Source organism: Photobacterium lucens (genome assembly GCF_009873615.1).
In the GTDB taxonomy this organism is placed as follows: Bacteria; Pseudomonadota; Gammaproteobacteria; order Enterobacterales; family Vibrionaceae; genus Photobacterium; species Photobacterium lucens.
Window position 1 is genome coordinate 1 of the sequence record NZ_SSMG01000019.1, and the last position, 902, is coordinate 902.

Genomic DNA, 902 nt, shown 5'->3' on the forward strand with positions numbered 1-902 from the left:
GAAAAGAAGTATAAAATTAATTTCCTCCATCAAGGCTATTACTACTCGAAACCGAAAGATATAGCAGATGTAAAAGAAAATACACAAACTGATTATCGATTTAAGAACCTAGAAGATATATCAACCTTTTACAATAAAGTAGAGCAAAAGATATACAACACTATTTGTGAGGATAATTACAGTAATATTGATAACCTGTTAAAACTAGATCCATTTAATACATTAAATATTAACTATCAGCAAAGTAATAAAGATATCGCATCTAACTTTATTTCTGCATTTTACCATCACTCAAATATGTCATTTGATATCGGTAATTTCCTTGCTAATGCCATTATTAATAATGCAGATTGTATGGTTGTCATTCGAGATATCAATGGTAATGTTATCTTTAATAATAAAAAACATATCGAATTCTGTAATTTAGATTTAGTTGGCTTATCTGCTGAAGATGTAAAGCAAAAACTTCCCGCATACGATAACTGCTTAAATGCTGATCTAGAATTAATCAATTCAGATAACATCGTTCTATCAAAAGAAGAAGTTGTTATCATCGATGGTGTGGAAAAAACATTTGTTACTCAAAGAAATAAAGTGATTTGTGGTGAGAGCGTTTTTATTGTGACGAATGTCTATGATAAAAGTGAAACGAAGTTCGAGAAAATTGATTCATTAACCTCTTGCTTAACCCGTGATCACTTATCAGATAATTTAAATAATTATCAACATATTGCCTTTGTGGATCTAAACAACTTCAAGTATATCAATGATAACTATGGTCATGAAAAAGGTGACCACATTTTAAAAATCGTGGCAGATATTATTCAAAAACACTTTAATTATGACGATATTGTGATCCGCCTTGGTGGCGATGAGTTTCTTATCTTTTCAAATATTCATTG

At 29.7% G+C, this 902-nt stretch carries 1 protein-coding gene; it reads left to right on the plus strand.

Going from position 1 to position 902, the window contains the following annotated elements:
- A partial coding sequence (locus E5A76_RS02140; protein ID WP_161117960.1) for a GGDEF domain-containing protein occupies positions 1–902 on the plus strand: 902 nt, incomplete at both ends.